Origin of the sequence: Alcanivorax sp. UBA3183, assembly GCF_002364155.1 — a bacterium.
GTDB lineage: Bacteria > Pseudomonadota > Gammaproteobacteria > Pseudomonadales > Alcanivoracaceae > Alcanivorax > Alcanivorax jadensis.
Window position 1 is genome coordinate 28,695 of record NZ_DEXN01000042.1, and the last position, 9,412, is coordinate 38,106.

A 9,412-nucleotide genomic window follows, 5' to 3' on the forward strand; every position below is an offset into this window, starting at 1 on the left:
CGTTAACGGATGAGCCCTGCCAATGGCGCTGCTACACTGGAGGTGTGCTACAAGCCGTTTTTTCTCCCGGAGATCCGTCATGCGCCCGCTGCTTCGCTTTCTGCTGCCTGCCCTGCTTGTTGCCGGCTGTGCCAGCACCACCCAGGTTACAACTCGCTTCACCGCTGAAGGGAGCCATCCTCCGCGGGAGACATTGCTTCTGGTGGCCCACACCCCGGAAGGCGGCACCCGTGAAACCTGGGAACTGACCTGCAAGGAAATATTTTCAAGTAGTTCGTTGACCATTTTGCTCAGCCACCAGGAATTGCCGTTATGGTACGAAGGCGGAAAAAACCGCATCCTCGACTGGGCGCAAAGCAATGATGTGCAACGGATTCTGGTGGTGGAACTGACCCATCTGTTGATTGATGCAGCGGCACCACCGACAGGAGGCAATCGCCTCAACCCCATGGACCAGTCCGCCGGTGAAATGACACCGACCTGGCAAGTGGGGATTGGCGGCGAGCTGGCCCGGGAAGCAGCTCCCGAGGCACTGCGTCAACACGGTGCGGAGCTGATCAATGCTGACGGCAAGCCCCTGTGGACCGGTATTGCCACCACACACGAAGCCAGTAACACCGTTGCCATTGCCAAGAGCCAATGTACGGCTCTGCGCAACACACTCAAAGAGCACGCTCTGATACCCTGACAACGGAAAGCAAAGACTATGACTGGCCCACTGAACGGACTGACCTTTATCGAACTGGCCGGCATCGGCCCCGGCCCCTTCTGCGGCATGATGCTCGCTGACATGGGCGCCACCGTGATCCGTATTGATCGCCCCGGCGGCAACCCCCACGCCGCCATCGGCCATAGCGTTCTGTTCCGCAATCGACAGAACCTGGCCCTGGACCTGAAAAGCCCGGAAGGCATCGAGACCGTCCTCAAGCTCTGTGAAACCGCCGATGGCCTGTTCGAAGGCTTTCGCCCGGGTGTGACCGAGCGCCTGGGTATCGGCCCGGAACAGTGCCTGGCCCGCAATCCAAAACTGGTATACGGCCGCATGACCGGTTGGGGCCAGACGGGTCCGCTGGCCAAAGCGGCCGGTCACGACATGAATTACATCTCACTGTCCGGTGCCCTCCATGCCATGGGCCGCCAGGGGGAAAAGCCCGCCATTCCGCTGAACCTGGTGGGTGATTTCGGCGGCGGCGGCATGATGCTCGCCTTCGGCATGGTCTGTGCCGCCCTGGAAGCCCAGCGCTCCGGCGAAGGGCAGGTGGTCGACAGCTCCATGGTAGAAGGCTCCGCCGCCCTCATGGCCATGTTCTATGGCCTCAAGGCCCAGGGCATGTTCACCGAAAATCGCGGCACTCACATGCTCGATTCCGGCGCCCACTTTTATGAGATCTACGAAACCGCAGATGGCAAATATGTTTCCATCGGCAGTATTGAGCCGCAGTTCTACGCCGAACTGTGCCGCATTGCAGAGTTACCCGCCGAGGACTTTGGCCAGCAGATGAACCCGGCCATGTGGCCGGAACTGAAACAAAAACTGGCGGCGGTCATCAAACAGAAGAGCCGTGATGAATGGACTGCGTTGATGGAAGGTACCGACGTGTGCTTTGCACCGGTATTGAGCCTTGAAGAAGCGCCTTCACACCCGCATAACGTGGCAAGAGGTTCCTTTGTCACAGTCGGCAACACGGTACAGCCGGCACCGACACCACGCTTCTCGCGCAGCGCCGCCGGCGATATCAAAGCTGCAGCCAGCGCCGGGGCCGACAGCCAGGCGGTACTGCGTCAGGCCGGTTTCAGTGACGAACAGATCGACACATTGATCAGCACTGGCGCAGTGAAGCAAGACTGACCTGAGCCACTGTTGGAGCCTTGCTCGCAAGGCGAAGGGGTTGGTCAAGTTGCGTGCAACCTGAAACCTTAGCTCTGCGAGCAAAACTCCAACAACACCTTTTTCAGGCCAGCAGAGCCCCCGGCCACAAGCCGGGGCATTCTGACTAGCGGAGGACACCATGAGTGCAGTGATACCCGGAACATCCCTGGCCATTCATCCGGAACGTTTCCCCGATCCGGTGGACGACCTGCCAACTGACGGCATCCAGAAAGCCGTACTGGCGGGGGGCTGTTTCTGGTGCGTGGAAGCGGTCTACCTCAATCTGGATGGCGTATTGGCAGTCACCTCCGGTTATGCCGGTGGCCATGCCGCCCGAGCCAATTATGAGGCAGTCTGCACCGGCACCACCGGCCATGCGGAAGTGGTGGAAATCGAGTACGACAGCCAGGTAATCAGCTACGGACAGCTGCTCAAGGTATTCTTCTCCGTGGCCCACGACCCCACCCAGAAAGACCGCCAGGGCAACGACCGGGGTACCCAGTACCGGTCCGCCATCTTCTATCATAGCCCGGAGGAAAAAGCGGTCGCCGAAGCCTATATTCGTCAGCTGGACAACGCCGGCGCCTTTACCGCGCCTATCGTGACCACGCTGGAACCGCTGGAGACATTCTATCGCGGCGAGGATTACCACCAGAACTTTGCCAACCACAACCCTAACCAGGGTTATATCGTTCACGTGGCCAGGCCCAAGGTGGAAAAACTCATCCACGCCTTTCCCGATCTGCTCAAAGGGGATACGCAATGAACGCAGCCCACTCCGCCAGCGGCCATGATCTCACGCCGCTTAGCGACGCCGAGAAACAGCAACGAGCAGAGCACCTCACCGACGAGGAAAAGCGCATCCTGCTCAATCAGGGAACCGAGCCGCCCTTCTGCGGCGGCCTGCTGGACAACAGGGAAGACGGTGCTTACCACTGCAAACTGTGCGACCTGCCACTCTTTTCCGCCAATGCCAAATTCGAATCCGGCACCGGCTGGCCCAGCTTCTACCAGCCCTTTGACCCGGAGCATATCCGCGAACTACACGACACCAGCCACGGAATGACCCGAGTGGAAATCCGCTGCGCTCGCTGCGACGGCCACCTGGGCCACGTATTCCCCGATGGCCCGCCCCCGACGGGACTGCGCTATTGCCTGAATTCAGCGTCGATGGTGTTCAAGGCAAGCACCTGAACTACCCGTTACATCGTAGGAGCGGCGCTTGAGCCGCGAACCGTACTTGGCACGGCGTATCGCAAGTAATTTCGCGGCTCATACTCGCGGAGTACAGAGAGCGCCGCTCCTACAGTGCCCCCCTGTGGTTCAGATGCCGTTATGCCTGTCGTGCAAATCCCGGCACCACAGCACCCCTGACTTGACCGCAGCGTACAGCGGCAGTTTCTGTCATTGCCTCACGCAACACCCTGTATACCATCGGAAGTGACCCCCAAGTCACGACACCCTGGCCGCTGCCAGAGCAATGGAAATCACAGGAGGCACCATGAACGCCGCGACCCCTGCCCCGCGCCGCGAGGAAAGCGCCGAACAGCGCTGGAACCGCTTTTCCGTCCTCAAGACCGGTGACGATTACCTGGCCAGCCTGCGCAACCGCGGCACACGCCTGTTCCTGTTTGGTGAGCTGATTGATGAGCCCGCCGACCACCCGATCATCAAGCCCAGCATCAACGCCCTGCGCGCCAGTTATGACCTGGCCATCGACGATCCGGAACTGGCCACGGCCTGGTCCCCGCTGATCGACGCCCAGGTAAATCGTTTCCTGCACATCGTGGAATCTCCCGGCGATCTGGTAATGAAGAACAAGATGCAGCGCCGCATGGGCCAGATCACCGGCACCTGCTTCCAGCGATGCACTGGGCTGGACACTATCAGTGTGCTGCACTCCGTGACCTACGAGATCGACGAGAAGCACGGCACCAATTACCACCAGCGTTATCTGGACTTCCTCAAGGAAGCCCAGCGCAAGAACATCCTCATCGCCGCCGGCATGACCGACCCGAAAGGCGATCGCAGCAAGCGTCCTTCCGAGCAGGCTGATCCTGACATGTTCATGCGTGTCACCCGTCGCACTGACAAGGGAATCTACGTGAAAGGCGTGAAGGCCCACATGACCGGCGGCTGGAACCAGCACTGGATCTGTGTGCTGCCCACCATGAACCTGAGCGAAGCTGACAAGGATTATGCCGTCGTTGGCATGATCCCTGGTGACGCCGAGGGCATCACCTATATCTACGGCCGCCAGAGTTGTGACACCCGCGCCATGGAACCCGGCGACATCGACCAGGGCAACGCCCAGTATGGTGGCCAGGAAGTGCTGGTGTACTTCGATGACGTCTTCATCCCCAACGAGCATGTCTTCATGGATGGCCAATACCAATTCGCCCAGGAACTGGTAACCCGCTTCACCGCCTACCACCGAGCCAGCTACGTGTGTAAAACCGGACTGGGCGATGTACTGGTGGGAGCCGCCGCGTCAATCGTGGAATACAACGGCCTGGAAAAAGTCAGTCACCTGCGTGACAAGCTAGTAGAGATGACTCACCTGAACGAGACTATCTACTCCTCCGGTATTGCCAGTTCCCATGAAGCCAAGAAAATGCCCAGCGGCATATTCATGAACGACACCATGCTGGCCAACGTCTGCAAACATAACGTCACCCGCTTTCCCTATGAGATCTCCCGTCTCGCCCAGGATATCGCCGGCGGCATCATGGTGACCATGCCCAGCGAGCAGGATCTGGATAACGAAGAAGCCGGCGACATCATCCGTCGCTTCCTGAAAGGCCGAGACGATATCCCCACCGAGGACCGCATGCGTATCCTGCGCCTCATCGAGAACATGACCCTGGGCCGCAACGCGGTGGGTTACCTCACTGAATCCATGCACGGTGCCGGCAGCCCCCAGGCCCAGCGTATCCAGATCCTGCGCGGCATGGATGTGGAAACCAAAAAATGGCATGCCCGCAAACTGGCCGGCATCAAGCAGGTTTCTTGACGCCAATACTTGCCAGCCCGGGGCGTCCTGCTAAACTAGCGCCGCCCTGAGTACTGGGCATGCCGGGATAGCTCAGTCGGTAGAGCAACTGATTCGTAATCAGTAGGTCCGCGGTTCGATTCCGCGTTCCGGCACCATCGAATCACAGAAAAGCCGCCTCTTCAGGCGGCTTTTTTTGTGGGCGTGATTTTCACTCCGGCAGGATGCCGAGGCTCAACCAAACTGCCGCCGGTACTGACCCGGTGCACAACCTTGCCACCGCTTGAAGGCATGGTAAAAATTGGCGGTATCGGAAAAGCCCAGCTCCAGAGCCAGTGCCTGCATGTCACAGCCCGGCTCGCGCAGAGCCTGACAGGCATGCTGGTGGCGGACCTGGTCGCGAAGCTGGGCGAAGCGGGTGCCTTCCTCCTGCAGGCGACGCTGCAGAGTGCGGGGCGTCATGGCCAGGGCGTCGGCCACCGCTTCCATGGTCACGCCCTGACCACCCAGCATGATCTCAAGTTGCTTGATCACCTGGCCGGAAACACCGGCAGCCCGTGACAAACCAGACAGCACCTGGTCAGCGGATTGGCGCAGGCGCTCATTGTATTTGGGATAGGCCCTGGGCAGAGGCTCGGCTAACAGGCTGGCGGGAATGGTGATGGCATTGTATTGCTGCGTGAAGTGTAACGGGCACCGGAAAAACTGCTGGTAGACCGCTACCTGATCCGCCACCGGCTCGCCATGCAGAAACCAGGCAGCACTCACCGGCATGTTCCCCCCCAGCAGAGAGCGACCGATGGCAACCATGGTTGCCACCACCACTTCATTGTGGGTGCGGGTGGCGGTAAAGCGAAGGCTCGGGTCCTTGCTGGCCACGGCCAGCATCACGTCATTGCCAAGCGTCTCCAGGGTAAAGGCCAGATAGGGGACCACCAGATCCTTGTAGCGAAACAGCATGGCCAGACCCTGTTCCAGCGTATCGGCCGTGGCCATCAGGTTACCCAGCAGGTCCAGATTGCCATAGTGGTTATCGGCCCCTACGTGCAAGCCGAACAACGGGTCATCACTTTCAGTGAACGCGGAATAAAGCAGCTCGTCCAGTTGCAGCAAGCTGATAAACCGGTCGTTGCGGCCAACAATGTCAGCATCAATACCGGCACGCTCGAACAGGGATTGCACATCCAGACGGCTGCGCAGTGATACCTCGAGGAGGCCGGGTAGAATGGAAGCCGGAAGCAACGTTGTGGTCATGGTGTTTCCTCGCAATCTCCCGAAACTAGGCAAAGGCTCCGGACAGGTCAACCAACCGTGATGGATTGGCCCGTTTGACCGACTGGAGGTTAGCAGAGACTGTGAGTACTCTACCCTCACCCATAACAACAACCGGATCGATTATGCTCAAACGCTATCTGGTCGACGAGGTCACCGACACCCGGGCCTCCCGCAAGCAGGCCTTCAAATTGTTTACCGACGCGGCCAACTGGCAGAACTGGTGCTCAGTCGTCCGCCATGCCCGCCTGCTCAACGGCAATTGGCGACCCGGCGCCCTGCTGTTGTTTGTGGCAGACTTGCCCGGCCTGCCACCGGCGCCGGTGGTGGTAAGGGTGATGGAGTACAAGGAAAACGAGCGCATCACCTGGGGCTTGCATCTGCCCTTCGCCCGCATTACCCATCGCTTTACCTTTATCGATGATGGCCAGGGTGGTTGCCGGGTGCATCAGGAAGAATGGACCGAGGGGCTACTTACCCTGTTGGCCTGGCCGGCCGGCAAACTGATTCACCGTTTCGATACCCGCTTTGCAGCAGAATATGCTGCCATGTTCTAAAAACCGGCTTTACTGACCCTGAACGGATTCCTTCATGACTCATCGACTGTTTAATGCCTACTGCCGGGTTGTGCTGGCACACCCGGTTTTCTGGCTGGCTCTGCTGGCCCTGCTCTGTGCTGTTTCTGCCTGGCAGGCCCGGGAGTTCAAGATTGATGCATCAGCAGATTCGCTGGTGCTCGAGAACGATGAGGCATTGCAGTATTACCGGAAAATCTCCAAGCGCTATGGCGGCAGTGATTTCCTGATCATCACCTACACCCCGTCCCAGGCTCCCCTGTTTCAGCGGGACACTCTCACACACCTGCAGGCGCTGCAGAACGATCTGAAACAGGTCGACCGGGTCAGTTCGGTGTACAGCATGCTGGATGTGCCGCTGCTGTTCAGTCCCCAGGTGGAATTCAGCGACCTGGCCAACGACTACCGCACCCTCACCGACCAGGATGTGGACCTGTCACTGGCAGAAAAGGAATTCACCGAAGAAAACCCGCTGTATGAAGATCTGCTGGTCAGCGACGACGGCAACACCACTGCCTTGCTGGTGAGTTTCGAGCGCGACGAAAAGTATTACGAGCTGCTCTACCAGCGTAATGAGCTGCGCACTCAGCAACACGAGGGTCAACTGGACGAAGACGGCGAGCAGGCGCTGGAAGAAGCCTCACAGGCCTTCAGTGACTACAGCAGCCAGATTCAGGAACGCACCGCCGGCGAAATTGATCAAGTGCGCGATATCATGGACAGCTACCGGGACGAGGCAAAACTGTTCCTGGGCGGGGTGCCCATGATCGCCACTGACCTGGTGCGTTTCATTCGCGCAGACCTGAAAATTTTCGGGATCGGCGTGCTGGCCTTCCTGATCGTCACCCTGTTCATGATTTTCCGCCGCCCTCGCTGGGTGATAGTGCCCCTGGCCTGCTGTGGTGTCACCGTGCTGACCGTAACCGGCTGGCTGGGCTGGATGGACTGGAAAGTCTCGGTAATCAGTAGCAATTACATATCGCTGCTGCTGATTATCACCATGTCGATCACCATCCACTTGACCGTGCGCTTCCGGGAACTGCACGAGGAGAATCCGGATGCGAGCCAGAAGTGGCTGATCCGGGAAACCGCCGCCCACATGATGCGGCCCATGATCTACATGATCCTCACCACCATGGTGGGCTTTTCTTCTCTGGTGATCAGCGGGATTCGCCCGGTGATCGACTTCGGCTGGATGATGACCTTTGGTCTGGGCGTGTCGCTGGTGGTCTGTTTTCTGGTTTTCCCGGCCCTGCTGGGTCCGTTGAAGGCCGGCCAACCGCAACAGGGGCGTGACTTCAGCCGCAAGTTCACCCTGGCCTTTGCCGACTTTACCGAAAGACACCGCCCTACCCTGATGGTGCTGGCCATTATCACCGTGATCGCCTCACTGTGGGGCGTCAGCCGATTGACGGTGGAAAACCGCTTTATCGACTATTTCCAGAAAGACACGGAAATCTACCAGGGCATGCTGCAGATTGATCGCAAGCTGGGGGGCACGACTCCGCTGGATATCGTCATCGATGCACCCAGTACTGAAGCCCAGACTGCGACAGCCTCATCCCCGCCGGCTACCGGCTGGGATGGTGAATCCATGGACGATAGCGCCGCAACAGATCCGTTCGCGGCAGGTGACGATAGCGACCCGTTCGCCAGTGCCGAGCCGGATCCGTTTGCGGAAGGTGACAGTGATCCGTTCTCTGACGCCTCCGGCAGCGAAGATCCCTTTGCCAGCGCACCGTCAGAGGACCCGTTTGCCGAGTCTAAACAGGCCAAACCCAATCCGCTGAAAGGTGCCTACTGGTTTACCCCGGCGCGTCTGGCCCAGCTGGTGGAGATCCAGAACTACCTGCAATCCCTGCCGGAAACCGGCAAGGTGTTGTCCATCGCCACTACCTACAAGGTAGCGGAAAAACTGAACGAGGGGCCGCTCAGCTATGTGCAGCTGATGCTGCTGGCCAGCTTCATCCCCGAGGACCTGCGCGACCAGCTGGTGCGCCCCTATCTCTCGGACGACGGCAATCAGGTGCGTTTCAGCGTGCGGGTGATCGACTCGGATGAAAACCTGAATCGCAACGAGCTGCTGGCCAAGATCCGCACCGATATGGAAAACAACTTCGGCCTGCAACCAGAACAGGTGCATCTGACCGGCGCCATGGTGCTTTACAACAACATGCTGCAGAGCCTGTTCGATTCCCAGATCAAGACCCTGGGCTATGTGTTCGCCGCTATTCTGGTGATGCTGCTGATTCTCTTCCGCAGCCTGCCGGTGGCGCTTATCAGCATGGTACCGAGCCTGATCTCCGCATCGCTGGTGCTGGGGCTGATGGGCTGGATCGGCCTGCCGCTGGATCTGATGACTATCACCATCACCGCCATCACTATCGGCATTGCCGTGGATGACACCATTCACTACATCCACCGCTTCCATGAAGAGCTGCCGAAAGATAATGACTACGTGGCCACCATGAAGCGCTGCCACGGCTCCATCGGCAAGGCCATGTACTACACCTCGCTGACCATCATTGCCGGCTTCTCGATTCTGGCGTTCTCCAACTTCAACCCCACAGTGTACTTCGGCCTGCTCACCGGTCTGGCCATGCTGGTGGCCCTGCTCAGCAACCTGACCCTGCTGCCGGCGCTGCTGATGAGCGTCAAACCCAAGCTCCGCGCCGGGCCCACCACGAACATGGAGGAGTAATA

General features: G+C 59.1%; 8 protein-coding genes and 1 tRNA gene. 8 read left to right on the forward strand and 1 reads right to left on the reverse strand.

Annotated elements, in window-relative coordinates:
• Positions 1 to 79 precede the first annotated feature (79 nt).
• The 6 genes from B3Q33_RS12925 (at position 80) to B3Q33_RS12950 (ending at position 5,020) form a co-directional block, all read left to right on the forward strand.
• A complete protein-coding gene (locus B3Q33_RS12925; protein ID WP_272979812.1) occupies positions 80 to 688 on the forward strand; it encodes a hypothetical protein in 609 nt (202 codons plus the stop codon).
• Positions 689 to 706: 18 nt separating this feature from the next.
• Positions 707 to 1,849 carry a CaiB/BaiF CoA transferase family protein gene (locus B3Q33_RS12930; protein WP_273010219.1) on the forward strand — a complete coding sequence of 381 codons (1,143 nt, stop codon included), beginning with the start codon at positions 707 to 709 and terminating at the stop codon, positions 1,847 to 1,849.
• Positions 1,850 to 2,009: 160 nt separating this feature from the next.
• Positions 2,010 to 2,636, forward strand: a complete 627-nt coding sequence (msrA, locus tag B3Q33_RS12935) for a peptide-methionine (S)-S-oxide reductase MsrA (protein ID WP_272962034.1) — start codon at positions 2,010 to 2,012, stop codon at positions 2,634 to 2,636.
• Positions 2,633 to 3,064 (forward strand): peptide-methionine (R)-S-oxide reductase MsrB, encoded by a 432-nt coding sequence (gene msrB / locus B3Q33_RS12940; protein ID WP_273010221.1) that lies wholly within the window; start codon positions 2,633 to 2,635, stop codon positions 3,062 to 3,064. Before msrA ends, msrB begins: the two co-directional genes overlap by 4 nt.
• Before the next feature lie 307 nt (positions 3,065 to 3,371).
• Positions 3,372 to 4,883 carry a 4-hydroxyphenylacetate 3-hydroxylase family protein gene (locus B3Q33_RS12945; RefSeq protein WP_035249649.1) on the forward strand — a complete coding sequence of 504 codons (1,512 nt, stop codon included), beginning with the start codon at positions 3,372 to 3,374 and terminating at the stop codon, positions 4,881 to 4,883.
• Positions 4,884 to 4,944: 61 nt separating this feature from the next.
• A tRNA-Thr gene (locus B3Q33_RS12950) sits at positions 4,945 to 5,020 on the forward strand.
• Between the two features lie 76 nt (positions 5,021 to 5,096).
• Here the strand turns inward: B3Q33_RS12950 and B3Q33_RS12955 are convergent.
• Positions 5,097 to 6,116, reverse strand: coding sequence for an AraC family transcriptional regulator (locus tag B3Q33_RS12955; RefSeq protein ID WP_035249646.1), 1,020 nt, complete (start codon positions 6,114 to 6,116; stop codon positions 5,097 to 5,099).
• Positions 6,117 to 6,259: 143 nt separating this feature from the next.
• Here B3Q33_RS12955 and B3Q33_RS12960 point away from each other — a divergent pair, with 143 nt between their 5' ends.
• On the forward strand, positions 6,260 to 6,691 hold the full coding sequence (locus tag B3Q33_RS12960) for an SRPBCC domain-containing protein (protein ID WP_035249644.1): 432 nt from the start codon (positions 6,260 to 6,262) through the stop codon (positions 6,689 to 6,691).
• A gap of 34 nt (positions 6,692 to 6,725) precedes the next feature.
• Positions 6,726 to 9,410: an efflux RND transporter permease subunit gene (locus B3Q33_RS12965; RefSeq protein WP_286828031.1), complete on the forward strand. Its 2,685-nt coding sequence runs from the start codon at positions 6,726 to 6,728 to the stop codon at positions 9,408 to 9,410.
• Positions 9,411 to 9,412 lie beyond the last annotated feature (2 nt).

Coding starts and splice junctions, on each gene's coding strand:
- B3Q33_RS12960 (WP_035249644.1), top strand. CDS start 6,260: ATGCTCAAACGCTATCTGGTCGACGAGGTCACCGACACCCGGGCCTCC.
- msrB (WP_273010221.1), top strand. CDS start 2,633: ATGAACGCAGCCCACTCCGCCAGCGGCCATGATCTCACGCCGCTTAGC.
- B3Q33_RS12945 (WP_035249649.1), top strand. CDS start 3,372: ATGAACGCCGCGACCCCTGCCCCGCGCCGCGAGGAAAGCGCCGAACAG.
- msrA (WP_272962034.1), top strand. CDS start 2,010: ATGAGTGCAGTGATACCCGGAACATCCCTGGCCATTCATCCGGAACGT.
- B3Q33_RS12930 (WP_273010219.1), top strand. CDS start 707: ATGACTGGCCCACTGAACGGACTGACCTTTATCGAACTGGCCGGCATC.
- B3Q33_RS12925 (WP_272979812.1), top strand. CDS start 80: ATGCGCCCGCTGCTTCGCTTTCTGCTGCCTGCCCTGCTTGTTGCCGGC.
- B3Q33_RS12955 (WP_035249646.1), bottom strand. CDS start 6,116: ATGACCACAACGTTGCTTCCGGCTTCCATTCTACCCGGCCTCCTCGAG.
- B3Q33_RS12965 (WP_286828031.1), top strand. CDS start 6,726: ATGACTCATCGACTGTTTAATGCCTACTGCCGGGTTGTGCTGGCACAC.